Source organism: Sphingopyxis sp. BE235 (assembly GCF_031457175.1).
Lineage (GTDB): Bacteria > Pseudomonadota > Alphaproteobacteria > Sphingomonadales > Sphingomonadaceae > Sphingopyxis.
The window spans coordinates 249,787-261,829 of record NZ_JAVDWC010000001.1; the positions used below are offsets into that span (position 1 = coordinate 249,787).

Consider the following 12,043-nt stretch of genomic DNA (forward strand, 5'->3'; position numbering starts at 1 on the left):
GAAGCTCTGGATCGCAGTGGCTTCGCTGGCCGCGTCGGGTGTCGATCAGGCGCGCGCGCAAACACTTGTCCAAAGCGCGGGAATGGATTCGGCCGCGGCAGCCGGACGACCCGATCCGTCAACGATCGCCGCCACCGCCGATTCAGAGATCGTCGTCACGGCCGGTCGCCGCGGCGAAGCCAGGGTCGCGGCCGAAACCGAATTCGGCGAAGGGGAAATCGCCAGTCAAGGCGCCGACAGCATCCAGGATCTGCTGAAGCGGCTTGCCCCTTTTATCGACGATGGCGGTGAAGAGCCTGTCCTGCTGATCAACGGCAAGCCCGCAGGCTTCGACCGTTCGATCCTCACCTATCCCGCCGAGGCACTCGACCGGCTCGCCGTGTTGAAGCCCGAGGCCGCGGCGCAATATGGCGAACCCGCAGGAAAACGTGTCATCAATCTGGTGCTCAAGAAAAATTTCTCGACGCTGAACGCCGACGCGGGCGCGAGTTTTGCGACGGCCGGCGGCCAATATGGCGGCATCCTGTCGGCAACGCGGACCGCGATCAGCGGCGACATGCGCTGGAACGCGCAAGCGCGGATCGGCGCGGATAGCGCATTTCGCAAAACTGCGCGCAATATCCCGCCGCGCGACGGGACATTCGACAGTGTCGGATTCATCGCGGCCCCGGACGGCGGAGAGATCGACCCCGCGCTCAGCCGGTCAGCCGGACATCTGGTGACGGCCGCCGCCCTCCCGTCCGGCGCGCTGACGGGGACGCCCGGCATCGACGACTTCGTCGCGACCGCCGGCGCGCTTCATCCCGTCGATCCCAACCGCTTCGAAACGCTGCAATCGTCGCGTCGCCATGCCTCGGTCAAGATCGGCGTCACGCGTCCGCTGGGCGGTTTTTCCGCCTCGCTGAACCTCAATGCCGGCCGGAGCGACAGCGGGGGGGAGCGGGGTTTGCCGATGGCATCGGTGGTCGTTCCCGCGGGCCATCCCTGGTCGCCCTTTGCGGACGACATCGTCCTGACCCGGCCCTTTGCAGGCGAGCGCGCGCTTCGCTCTGACAATGGCTCCACCTCGCTCGGTGCGTCGCTGATGCTGAACGGGCGTATCGGCGGTTGGCAAACCAGCCTCGCGATCAGCTATTTGCGCAACCACGCCGACAATTTCCTCGAAAGCGGTATCGACGTCGCGCGCGTCCAGCGATTGATCGACGACCGCGATCCCGCATTCAATCCCTATGGCGAGTGGGACGAAGGGCTGATGATCGCGACGCGCACCCGGACGAAAAGCGAAAATATCAGCGCCCGGCTCAACGTGCGAAAGACGATCGTCGATCTGCCGGCGGGGCCGCTCACCTGGAATCTCACCGCCCATACCGGCCGCAATCGCACCGAAAGCCGGCAAAGCGATGCCGCGGGCAACCGAATCGCCTCGAACAGCATGACGCGCAGCCAGTCGAACGGGCTGATGTCGCTCAGCATACCGGTTTCGCGCGCGGGCGAGGCGGAAGCGGGCTGGCTGGGCGACCTGACCATCGACCTGTCGGCCAGCGCGCAGCTGATGACGGACAGCCGGCCGCAGAAGGGATATGGCGGCAGTATCAGCTGGTCGCCCTCGCCGGTGATCCTGTTCCGCGGGACGATCGATTTCAGCGAAGCCGCACCCTCGTTCGACCAGCTCGATGCGCCGATCGTTACCACGATCATTCGCGTTTTCGACTATGCGCGCCAGGCGATTGCCGACCCCGTCTGGATCACCGGCGGCAATCTCGACCTGAAGAGTGGCCGCCGGCAAAGCGTGACGCTGACGGCCCTGGTGCGGCCGCTGGGCAACGAGGTGCTGACGCTCAATCTTGGCTATCGCCAGTCGGTCGCAAAGGGGGGCTTGGCGGCCTTTCCCGAACTGACTCCCGCCATCGAGGCCGCGTTCCCCGCACGGGTTACGCGCGATGCGGAAGGGCGGCTCGTTGCAGTCGACGCGCGCGCGATCAACCTGGCGCGTGACACCAATGTCGATCTGTCCGCCGGCATCGCGCTCCGGCTGATGCTTGGGGGCGGTGAAGGGCAAAGCGAAACCGCCGCGAATCCGTGGCAGCTCAACCTGTCGCTCGACCACGGCTTGCGGTTGAAAAATGAACTTCTGACGCGTCCCGGCGTCCCGGTGATCGACCTGCTGCGCGCCGGCGGGCAATCGCTTCACAGCCTGTCGTTTCAGGCGTCGATCGGCCGGCGGGGGATCGGCAGCACGCTGAGCGGCAGCTGGAGCAGCTCGGGACGATTGCGGGGCGGCGATGAAGTCTTTGTCTTCAAGCCGCCGCTGAAGCTCGATCTTTCGGCCTTCATCGAACCCGACCGCATATTCGCGGTTCCGGCCAAGAAGGGTTTGATGAGCGGGCTCAAACTGTCCGTCGATATCAACGATCTCCTGGGCGGGTATCGCCGGGTGACGCGCGAAGACGGGACGGTGCCTGCGGGATATAGCCGCAACGAAATCGAGCCCCTCGGCCGCGTGGTGCGATTGACGGTGCGAAAGAAGTTTTGATGGCGCGCCCTGACCGCGCGCCTTGCCGCTGGTGACCCCTACGGGAATCGAACCCGTGTTTCAGCCGTGAGAGGGCCGCGTCCTGACCGCTAGACGAAGGGGCCTTATGGGTCGGAAAATTTGCGGAAAGGGGAGCCGACCGCTCCCGTGCCCGATGGTGACCCCTACGGGACTCGAACCCGTGTTTTCGCCGTGAAAGGGCGACGTCCTAGACCGCTAGACGAAGGGGCCGTCTGATCGGTGAAGCGGCGCATTAGCCGTGCGTGTTCCCCCGGTCAAGGACTCAATCGGCGCTAATTTAACCGTGCCGCGAATGGCATACCGCCTGCAGCTTGTTGCCCTCCGGATCGCGGACATAGGCGCCGTAATAGTTGGCGTGATAATGCGGGCGAAGCCCCGGCGCGCCCTCGTCGCTGCCGCCATGGGCAAGCGCCGCGGCATGAAAGGCATCGACCGTTGCCCGGTCGGCGGCGATGAAGGCGATATGGGTGCCATTGCCGACCGACACCGGTTCGCCATTGAAGGCCGGGCCGACGAAGACCTTGGGGCCGGTCGGCGTGCCATAGCCCTTGCCTTCGCTCTGCCGCACGAATCCGGGATGCCCGAGCACCGCCATGATCGCGTCGTAAAAGGGTTCGGCGCGGGCGAAATCTTCGATGCCGATTGTGATGTGGCTGTACATCGTCGCTTTTCCCTTCGTGCCTTCAGTCGGCCCAGGCCGCGTCTTCGAGGTGGAGTTCGGCGGCCGGCCGGCTGCCCCAGTCGTCGCGTTTCGCGCGGCCCGCAAGCCATAGTTTGCGGCTGCCGCGTGCGTGGAGCAACGCCTGACCCAGCTCGGTCTCGGCGCTGCGGAACGCGACCGCCTTGAAGCGCCCGCCGTCATCGCCCGACACGATCAGGCGGACATGGTCGGTGCCGACGATCCCCGATTCGACGATCCGCACCGGCCCGGTCGCGACGCGCGGCGCGGGCCATCCGGCGCCGTAAGGTCCCGCGCTCTCGATTGCGTCGCACCAGAGCGGGTTGATCCCGCGCGGCGCGAGCACCGCGTCGATCAGCAGCGACTTGTCGCCGCTCGCGCGCTCGACGTCGGCGGCGAGCCGATCGTTCAAATAGGCGCCGAGCGCGTCGACCTTGTCCGCCGCCACGGTGAGCCCCGCCGCCATCGCATGGCCCCCGCCGGCGACGAGCAGCCCCGTTTCCTTCGCGGCGAGGATCGCGGCGCCAAGGTCGACGCCGCTGATCGAGCGGCCCGACCCCTTGCCGACGCCATCCTCGTCGAGCGCGATGACGATCGCGGGGCGGTGCAGCCGTTCTTTCAGACGCCCGGCGACGATGCCGATCACCCCGGGGTGCCAGCCCTGCCCGGCGACGATCGCGACCGGTGCGTTGCCGCACGCCGCGCTGGCGTCGATCGCCTGTTCGAGCACCGCGGCCTCGATCGCGCGGCGTTCTTCGTTGAGCCGGTTGAGTTCGACCGCGATGTCGGCGGCTTCCTGCGGGTCCGATGTCGTGAGCAATCGCACCCCGAGGTCGGATTTGCCGACGCGCCCGCCGGCGTTGATGCGGGGGCCGAGCGCAAAGCCCATGTCGCTCGCGCTCGGCGGCTTGGTGAGGCGCGCGGCGTCCATCAGCGCGGCGAGGCCGGTGTTGCCGCGCCGCGCCATCACCTTCAGCCCCTGCGTCACCAGCGCGCGGTTGAAACCGGTGAGCCGCGCGACGTCGGCGACGGTGCCGAGCGCGACAAGATCGAGCAGGTCGATCAGCGCGGGCTCGTCGCGCGTCGCGAAGAAGCCGCGCGCGCGCAGCGTGCGGAGCAAAGCGGCGCCGAGCAGGAAGGCGACCCCGACCGCGGCGAGATTGCCGTGGATTGCGGCGTCGGGTTCCTCGTCGAGCCGGTTCGGGTTCACCAGCGCGAAGGCCGCGGGCAGCGTCGTCGCGCATTGGTGATGGTCGACAACGATCACCTCGACCCCCGCCGCCTTGGCCTCGGCGATCGCGTCGAACGCCTGCGCGCCGCAATCGACCGTGACGACGAGTTTCGACCCCGCCTCGCCGATCCTGACCAGCGCCGCGCCCGAGGGGCCGTATCCCTCCATCAACCGGTCGGGGATATAGGCGCCCGCGGGCAGTCCGAGCCCGCGCAGCAGGCGCACGAGCAAGGCGGCCGAGGTCGCGCCGTCAACGTCATAATCGCCGAAGATCGTCACCGCCTCCTTGCGCTCGACCGCATCGGCGAGCCGCGCGGCGGCGGCGTCCATGTCGCGGAACAGCGACGGGTCGGGCATGAAGCCGCGCAGGGTCGGCGTGCGCTGGCGGTCGAGGTCGTCGCGCGTCACCCCGCGCGCGAGCAGCAATTGCGTGACAAGGTCGTCGGGCGCGAGATTTTCGGACGCCATGTCGGCGCTCGCGCGCCGCCAGTGCCACGGCTGGCCCTTGATCGAGTGCGTAATCCCCAGCGCCGTTTCGCTCATGACCGCGCCCTCGCGGCGAGGATGCGGGTGCGCAGGTCCAGCGCGGCGGCCAGCGGGATCGCTGGGATCTCGTGCGCGCCAAGCGAACTGCCGCCGGGGACGCCGAAGACGAGCGTCGCGAGGCCGAGCGGGCGGAGGATGAAATCGCTCTTGAGGTCGACGCTCTGCACCGACGCGTGCGGCAGCAGCGTCGTCTTGGGTTTCCACGCCCCGCGCCGGATCGCGACCTGTTCGCCAAGGTCGGCCCAGCGATGGAAGCGCGCGCCGAACAAGGATCCGGCACCGATGAGCAGCCCCAGGGCCGGACCGAACCAGCCGAGATTCTGCCCGAATGAAACGGCGACAAGGCCGCCAATGGTTGCGCCGACGGCACCGATCAGCCCGCCGAGCGCGACGATGCCGTGGCTGCGCTGCCACGATTGGCCGGCATCGGGGCGCCGGATCGCGACCTCGTCCAGCACCGGGTCGATCGCATCGAGCTTCGCAAAGGGAACGACCTGATGGTCATTTTCCTTCCCGCCGTCGCTCGCCAGGCTTTGCAGGCGGAGTTCGTGCCAGCCGAAGCGTTGGCGGAACCAGCCGGTGACGAGGATCGCCGCCTGCACGCGCTTCACCGGCACCGCGACGTCGGTACGCGTCGTGAGGCCGCGGGTGCGGCGCAGCGCGCGCGGCTCGCGCGTCAGGCGGAAACCCCAGTTGGCGAAAAACATCGTCGCGATCCCGCTCGCAAAACCGATGAAGATCAGCGACAGCACCGCGCCGACGCCCGCGACCCAGCGATGCGCGAGCAGCCACTGGTCGAGCCCGTAATCCTCGGCGATATCGATCCAGTCCCGGGGGTCGAAGACGTTGAAATCGAACGGCAGCAGCCCGTCGAAAAACTGCATGCCCGCGCCGACCACCGCGAGCGCGGCGAGCGAGAAGTTGAACAGGCCGGCGATCAGCAACTGGCGCGGCCCCATCGCAAAGAGCAACCGGTCCTCGGTCGCGGGCGGTGCCTCGGGCGCATCGGCGACGACGGGCGCAGCCGCCTCGCCGCTGCGATGCGCGCGGATCGTTGTGCGCAGCGCCTGCGCCGAATCGAGCGCAATCGCGTCGAGGCTTGCGTCATTCTCCTTGCCGCCCGCGCCGGTCTCGAACCCGACCTTGGCGATGCCGAGCGCGCGCGAGACCAGCCCCTGCTCGATGCTGACGTCCTGGATGCGGTCGAAGGGGATGGTGCGATGCTGGCGCGCGAAAACGCCGCTTTCGATCACGACCTCGTCGTCGCCGACGAGAAAGCGGAAGCGCAGCCACTGGAACCACGCTGCGAGCAGCGAGAAGAGCAGAAAAGCGCCGATCGCGGGCACGATATACACCCAGTTGCCGGTGAACCCCAATGCGGCCACCGCGGGCAGGAAGTTGAGCGAGCGCGGCCCGAGCTTGACGATGGCGAGCGCGAGCGTCGCGGGGTGGAGCCGCTGCCAGTCCGGCTCGTCCCCAAAATCGGTTGCGGGGGTGGCAGCGATCGCTGCGGCGTCGTCGCTCATGCGAAATCGGTCTGGATATGCCGGCGGATCGTCTCGCGCATCGCGGCCGCCAGGTCAGCGTGGAGTCCGGGCAGCGTCACCGTGCTGTTGTGCGTGCCCGAGGTGTGGACGATCAGGTGCGAGAGGCCGAACCAGCGCTCGATCGGCCCCTGCCCGACGTCGATATGCTGGACGCGCACAAAGGGGACGATCGTATCGGTGCGGAACAGCCAGCCGCGCGCGACGCGTAGCTGTCCCTCGCCGATCTTGTACCCCCAGCGCGACACGCGGCGCGAAGGAAAGCTGACGATCACGATCGCCGCGATCACCCACGCGGCGGCGGTGATCAGCCCGTACGGTCCCTCGATATGGCGGATCAGCAGCGCGTCGAACACGCTCGCGCCGATCGCGAGCGGGATCAGGTTGAGCGCGGTCGCGATGCGCAGCACCTGGGCATAGGCGGGATTGACCGGATCGAGCCCCTCGGCGGCATTGAGCGCCTCTGCGTCGAAAGGGTCGGTCGGGTGCGCGGGGGTGTCGGTCATATTCCTCCGATAGTCGGTGGCGGCCCTATGGCACAACCACATTGAAGCGCGGGTCGGCGGGCGGGTGGAGCGCGAACCACGACAGGAACGCCGCACGGTCGCCGTCGATCCTGATCGCGCCCGACTGGAGCAGCGCCGGAAACTGCGCCTGCCCCAGCATCACATCGTCGAGCGTCGTCCGGTTTATCGTGATCGTCGCGGTGGGCGCGGGGTCGGTCAGGCCGTACCGCGGCACCTCGACCCCGCCGCCGACGACGATCGCGACCGTTTCCTTGCTGTCGGGCAGGATAAACTGGAACGTGCCTTTGACTGCGCCCGCTTTCGCGGCGTCGAAGCGCGTCGCGAGCGCGTCGAAAAACACCGCGGTCGGGATTGCGCTGACGAACGACCGGCTTTGGCCATTGCTCGTCCCGCCCGGAACCGCATTGCCGCGCAGCGTCGCGGCGGCGGCGAGATAATAGTTGCGCCACGCGCCTGACTCGGCCTGATACCCCATCTGGTCATAGGCCGAGGCGAGCGCCGCGCGCGCGTCCCTGTTGTCGGGCTCGGCAAACACCAGCTTGTTCAACAGCTCGGCCGCCCAGCGATAATCGCCGGCCTTGATTGCCGCCCTGCCCGCCGCGAGCAGCTTGTCGGCACCGCCCGCAAGCGCGACATATTTGGGCGCCGATTGCTCGGGCGGCAGCGGATTGAAATTCGCCGGATTGCCGTCCCACCAGCCGAAATAGCGCTGGTACGTCGCCTTCATGTCGTGGTTGAGCGTGCCATAATAATTGCGGGTCGAGAAATCCTTGCCCTGCACCGGCGCCTCGGCGGTCTGGTCGGCGAGTTCGTGAAGCGTCGCACCGCGATTGGCGAGAAACAGCGTGCGGTCGTGGACATAACGATACGCGTCGCGCTGGTTGGCGAGCAGGCTGCTCACCTCGCCCGCCCCCCATGTCGGCCAGTGATGCGACGCCAGCGCGACCTCGGCCTTGCCGCCCCAGCGGACGAGCGCGGCGTCGATCACCTTCGACCAGTGCAGCGCATCGCGCACCTGCGCGCCGCGAAGGGTGAGCACATTGTGCAGCGTGTGCGTGACGACTTCGGTCGTGTGCAGCGCTTTATACGCAGGGATATAAAAGACGAACTCCGACGGCGCCTCGGTGCCGCCGGCATCGAGGAAATCGAACGCCAGCCCGTCGATCGTCAGCGTGCCGCCGGTCGCGGCGACGCTCTCGGTCGGCTCCATATATCCGATGGTGCCCGACGACAGCTTCGGCCCCAGCCCGGTGTCGACCTGTCCCGCGGCCCCGGGCGCGAGGATCGACCCGAACATATAGAGCGCGCGGCGTCCCATCGCGGTGCCGGCAAGGACATTCTCCGACGTCGCTTCCTCCGAAAAGCCGTGCGGCGCGATGATGCGGATTTTCTCGCGTTTGACCTGTTCGGGGGTGACGATGCCGCCGACCCCGCCGAAATGGTCGCTGTGGCTGTGGCTGAAGATCACCGCCTTGACCGGCAGCCTGCCCGATTTCGCCTCGACCGTGTCGGCGAACAGCTTCCAGCTTGCGGCCGCGGCTTCTTCGGACAGCAACGGGTCGACGATAATCCACCCGCTCTTGCCGCGGATGATCGTCATCACCGAAATATCATAGCCGCGAACCTGCCAGATCTTGCCCGGCACGACCTCGAACAACCCATGCACCGCATTCAGCCGCGCCTGCCGCCACAGCGACGGGTTTACCGTATCGGGCGCCTCTTTGGCGTCGAGGAAGGCGTAGGGCCGCCGGTCCCACACCGTCTTGCCGTCCTTGCCCAAAATCACGCCGCCCGGAATTTCGGCGAGCTTGCCGCGCAGCACATTGGCCTCGTCGCGCGGATCATCGAGTGGCAGGCGTTTGGCGATCTCCGCTTGCGCGGTGCGCGTCGCCTCGCTCGCGGCATCCTGCGCGGTGGCGGCGAAGGGCAGGGTCCCGGCAAGCAGCAGGGCGGTCAGTCGGCGCATGTCATGTCTCCCCTATGTTTCGGGCAGCTTGCGCCGCGTGCCGGTGCTTGGCAAGCATCGGCCCATGACCGACGCACCGCACCTCCTGATCGCCTGGCACAGCCGCACCGGTGGCAGCGAGGCGCTCGCGCGCGCTGCGGCCGAAGGTGCCGGTACGGCGGCAAGGCTTATCGCCGCGGCCGATGTCACGCCCGACGATCTCCACGCTGCGGGCGGCTATCTGTTTGTCGGCCCCGAAAATCTCGCTGCGCTCTCGGGCGCGATGAAGGAGATGTTCGACCGCTGCTATTATCCGTGTCTCGGGAAGCTCGAGGGCCGCCCCTATGCGACGATCATCTGCGCGGGCTCCGACGGCGAAAACGCCCAGCGTCAACTCGACCGGATCGCGACCGGATGGCGGCTGAAGCGGGTGGCGGATCATGTCATCGTCAACACCGCCGCGCAGACGCCCGAAGCGATCCTTGCGGCCAAGACGATAGCCGCGGATCGCCTCGCCGAAGCGCGCGACCTCGGCGCGGCACTCGCCGAAGGATTGGCGGCGGGAATATTTTGAACAACTTTTTCTCGTTTATTGCCCGAGCTTGACGCCTCCGACAGTGTATTGATACGGCGAGAAAAACGCACTTGATATACTCCTCAAGCTTTAGGACCATCAAATAATGCTGAATAGAATTTCTGCCGCAATTGGCCTGATTGCGGTCATGGGCGGGCTTGGTAATAGTGTGAGTGCCCGCTCAGCGTCTGTAGCGGAGGCTGAAAACAAGGCAGCCATTGAACAGCTGGTCCACAGCGAGATGAGCTCGCGCGGCATTCCGGGGCTCCAGTTGACGATCGTGCGGCAGGGCAAGATCCTGTTCACCGGCGCCTATGGTCAGGCCAATGTCGAGGCATCGACCCCCGTCACCGAACAAACCACCTTTCCGATCAACTCGATCAGCAAGGCCGTTGCCGGCGTCGCGGCGATGCAGCTCGTCGAGGCCGGCAAACTGGATCTCGATGCGCCTGTTGCGACCTATCTCGAAACGCTTCCCGCGACGTGGAGCGGCATTACCGTTCGGAATATCCTGACCCACATGTCGGGCCTGGCCGAGATTTCGGATGACAATCTGCGCCTGATCGATGGCGCCGAACCCGATGCCGCTTGGGCAAAGGTGCAGGAGCTTCCCCTGAGATCATCGCCCGGTACGAAATTCGCCTATACCCAGACCAACTATGTCGTGATGGGGAAGGTTATCGAGAAGATCACGGGGAAATCCTACGCCGATTTCGTGCGCGATCGGCAGTTCGATGCCGTGGGGATGAAGCGCACGCGCTTTGCTGATGTTACCGGCGCCAAAGCCGGGCCCCACGCGGCGGCGCTCTATACGCATCTGACGCTGCGGATCGAGGGAATGAAGACCGTCGGCGCCGAACGAAGCGAGGTGCCGTTCGCGCGGCATGAACCGTGGACGGAAATTCTATTCCCGGCCGGTGGTGTCCGAACGACGTCCACCGATTTGGCAAAGTGGGTTATCGCTCTGCAAAAACAGAAGCTTGTCAGCAAGGACGGCCTGCAGCAGCTTTGGAAGCCCCAGCCGCAAGCGGACGGCACGTATCGCGGCTTTGGCTCGCCCGTAAATGGCTATGGATTGGGTTGGCCCTCGGCTCGGCGTGCCGACCATCCGGCCATCACGCCCGTCGGCGGAGCCCGCGCCACCATATTCATCTATCCCGGTGACGATCTCTCTATTGTCGTTCTGACTAATCTGATGGGCGCTTCGCCCGAGAAATTCGTCGATAAGATTGCTGCATTATATATTCCCGGCCTGACCGCCGGGAATTGATGGCAGCTCCCCGCGCAAGGCCGGGCGAAAAGCTGACGCGGGCCGCGTAGCAATACCGTCGCCCCCGCCTTGGCAGGGGCGACGAATGGTGACGGTCGGCAGCGGCCCTCCGTCCGCCGGTTTCGCGGTCAGTGCGAGCGATGCTCGCCCTTCACCCAGCGCACCGTGCCCGACGAGGCGCGCATCACCACCGTCTCGGTGGTCATCACCCCGTCGCGGCGGCGCTTGACGCCGCGCAGCAGCGATCCGTCGGTCACGCCCGTCGCGGCAAAGATCACGTCGCCCTTGGCAAGGTCCTCGAGGTCATAGACGCGGTCGAGATCCTCGATGCCCCATTTCTTCGCGCGCAGCCGCTCGTCGTCGTTGCGGAAGAGCAGGCGGCCCTTGAACTGCCCGCCGACGCAGCGCAGCGCTGCGGCGGCGAGTACGCCCTCGGGGGCGCCGCCCGACCCCATATAGATGTCGATATTGGTGTCGGGGTTGGTCGTCGCGATCACGCCGGCGACGTCGCCGTCGGGGATCAGCGCGACGCCGCAGCCGATCGCGCGCAGCTCGGTGATGATCGCTTCGTGGCGCGGGCGGTCGAGCACGCAGACGATGATCTGCTCGGGCTTGCAGCCCTTTTCGCGCGCGACGGCTTCGACATTCTCGCGCACGCTATTGTCGAAATTGACGATGCCGGGCGAATAGCCCGCGCCGACCGCGAGCTTGTCCATATAGACGTCGGGGGCGTTGAGCAGGCAGCCTTCCTCGGCGATCGCGAGCACCGCGAGCGCGTTGGGGCCGGCCTTGGCGGTGATCGTCGTGCCTTCGAGCGGGTCGACCGCGATGTCGATCTTCGGGCCCTTGCCCGGCGCGTTGCCGACCTTTTCGCCGATATAGAGCATGGGCGCCTCGTCGCGCTCGCCTTCGCCGATGACGATCGTGCCGTCCATATAGAGCGTGTTGAACGCGGTGCGCATCGCCTCGACCGCGGCGGCGTCGGCGGCCTTCTCGTCGCCGCGGCCGATCAGCTTCGCGGCGGCGATCGCCGCGGCTTCGGTGACGCGCACCATCTCGAGCACGAGCACCCGGTCGAGGTTGCTGCTATTCGTCATGTCGGCCACTCTCCGTCTTTACTTGTTCCGCCGCGTGGGCATGGTGGGCGCCATATGGTCGCCCGCGCCACTTGTC

Annotated in this window: 9 protein-coding genes and 2 tRNA genes; 3 read left to right on the forward strand and 8 right to left on the reverse strand. The window is 66.8% G+C overall.

Annotated elements, in window-relative coordinates; translation table 11 throughout:
* Nucleotides 1–16 precede the first annotated feature (16 nt).
* Complete coding sequence (locus J2X38_RS01275) at nt 17–2,533, forward strand: hypothetical protein (RefSeq protein ID WP_310250374.1); 2,517 nt, start codon at nt 17–19, stop codon at nt 2,531–2,533.
* Nucleotides 2,534–2,562: 29 nt separating this feature from the next.
* On the opposite strand, the gene J2X38_RS01280 is transcribed toward J2X38_RS01275, so the two are convergent.
* The 7 genes from J2X38_RS01280 to J2X38_RS01310 form a co-directional block, all read right to left on the reverse strand.
* Nucleotides 2,563–2,637: transfer RNA gene (locus tag J2X38_RS01280), tRNA-Glu, on the reverse strand.
* A gap of 51 nt (nt 2,638–2,688) precedes the next feature.
* Nucleotides 2,689–2,764: transfer RNA gene (locus J2X38_RS01285), tRNA-Glu, on the reverse strand.
* Between the two features lie 67 nt (nt 2,765–2,831).
* Nucleotides 2,832–3,215, reverse strand: a complete 384-nt coding sequence (locus J2X38_RS01290) for a VOC family protein (protein ID WP_058539184.1) — start codon at nt 3,213–3,215, stop codon at nt 2,832–2,834.
* A 22-nt stretch (nt 3,216–3,237) separates the two neighbouring features.
* Nucleotides 3,238–5,007: a single-stranded-DNA-specific exonuclease RecJ gene (recJ, locus tag J2X38_RS01295; protein WP_310250381.1), complete on the reverse strand. Its 1,770-nt coding sequence runs from the start codon at nt 5,005–5,007 to the stop codon at nt 3,238–3,240.
* Nucleotides 5,004–6,536 (reverse strand): PH domain-containing protein, encoded by a 1,533-nt coding sequence (locus J2X38_RS01300; RefSeq protein ID WP_310250384.1) that lies wholly within the window; start codon nt 6,534–6,536, stop codon nt 5,004–5,006. Before J2X38_RS01300 ends, recJ begins: the two co-directional genes overlap by 4 nt.
* On the reverse strand, nt 6,533–7,060 hold the full coding sequence (locus J2X38_RS01305; protein ID WP_310250387.1) for a PH domain-containing protein: 528 nt from the start codon (nt 7,058–7,060) through the stop codon (nt 6,533–6,535). Before J2X38_RS01305 ends, J2X38_RS01300 begins: the two co-directional genes overlap by 4 nt.
* 25 nt (nt 7,061–7,085) lie before the next feature.
* Nucleotides 7,086–9,047, reverse strand: coding sequence for an alkyl sulfatase dimerization domain-containing protein (locus J2X38_RS01310; RefSeq protein WP_310250390.1), 1,962 nt, complete (start codon nt 9,045–9,047; stop codon nt 7,086–7,088).
* A gap of 64 nt (nt 9,048–9,111) precedes the next feature.
* Here J2X38_RS01310 and J2X38_RS01315 point away from each other — a divergent pair, with 64 nt between their 5' ends.
* Nucleotides 9,112–9,600: an NAD(P)H-dependent oxidoreductase gene (locus tag J2X38_RS01315; RefSeq protein WP_310250393.1), complete on the forward strand. Its 489-nt coding sequence runs from the start codon at nt 9,112–9,114 to the stop codon at nt 9,598–9,600.
* A gap of 106 nt (nt 9,601–9,706) precedes the next feature.
* A complete protein-coding gene (locus tag J2X38_RS01320; protein ID WP_310250396.1) occupies nt 9,707–10,870 on the forward strand; it encodes a serine hydrolase domain-containing protein in 1,164 nt (387 codons plus the stop codon).
* Nucleotides 10,871–10,998: 128 nt separating this feature from the next.
* On the opposite strand, the gene glpX is transcribed toward J2X38_RS01320, so the two are convergent.
* Entirely contained in the window at nt 10,999–11,967 is a 969-nt protein-coding gene (glpX, locus tag J2X38_RS01325; protein WP_058539191.1) for a class II fructose-bisphosphatase, read from the reverse strand.
* Between the last annotated feature and the right edge of the window lie 76 nt (nt 11,968–12,043).

Coding starts and splice junctions, on each gene's coding strand:
- J2X38_RS01290 (WP_058539184.1), bottom strand. CDS start 3,215: ATGTACAGCCACATCACAATCGGCATCGAAGATTTCGCCCGCGCCGAA.
- recJ (WP_310250381.1), bottom strand. CDS start 5,007: ATGAGCGAAACGGCGCTGGGGATTACGCACTCGATCAAGGGCCAGCCG.
- J2X38_RS01300 (WP_310250384.1), bottom strand. CDS start 6,536: ATGAGCGACGACGCCGCAGCGATCGCTGCCACCCCCGCAACCGATTTT.
- J2X38_RS01305 (WP_310250387.1), bottom strand. CDS start 7,060: ATGACCGACACCCCCGCGCACCCGACCGACCCTTTCGACGCAGAGGCG.
- J2X38_RS01310 (WP_310250390.1), bottom strand. CDS start 9,047: ATGCGCCGACTGACCGCCCTGCTGCTTGCCGGGACCCTGCCCTTCGCC.
- J2X38_RS01315 (WP_310250393.1), top strand. CDS start 9,112: ATGACCGACGCACCGCACCTCCTGATCGCCTGGCACAGCCGCACCGGT.
- J2X38_RS01320 (WP_310250396.1), top strand. CDS start 9,707: ATGCTGAATAGAATTTCTGCCGCAATTGGCCTGATTGCGGTCATGGGC.
- glpX (WP_058539191.1), bottom strand. CDS start 11,967: ATGACGAATAGCAGCAACCTCGACCGGGTGCTCGTGCTCGAGATGGTG.